Genomic DNA, 275 nt, shown 5'->3' on the forward strand with positions numbered 1-275 from the left:
CTGGCGTGTAGTCGCCTACAAATACAGAGCCTGCATTTTTTACTTTATCTAAATAAGGTGTTGAATCTGCTAATTGCAAAATTAAGTGCTCAGGGCCATATTGCGCTGATACGGCAAATGCTTGTTCAACAGAGTCTACTAAAATAAGTGATGAATTAGCCAGTGCTTGCTCGGCTGTCTCTTTTCGGCTTAAGTTTGCAAGTTGGCGTGTAAGCGCCAGCTGCGTTTGCTCAATGATACTTTCGCTGTTACACAATAAAATAACTTGTGAGTCG

1 protein-coding gene is annotated in these 275 nt (G+C 41.8%); it reads right to left on the reverse strand.

Annotation, left to right across the window (positions count from 1 at the left end; genetic code table 11):
• Positions 1–275, reverse strand: a 275-nt coding sequence (locus tag R2R70_RS20115; RefSeq protein WP_410978918.1) for a histidinol dehydrogenase, incomplete at both ends; no start/stop codon positions are given.

This window comes from Cobetia sp. SIMBA_158, assembly GCF_046566945.1.
Classification (GTDB): Bacteria; Pseudomonadota; Gammaproteobacteria; order Pseudomonadales; family Halomonadaceae; genus Cobetia; species Cobetia amphilecti.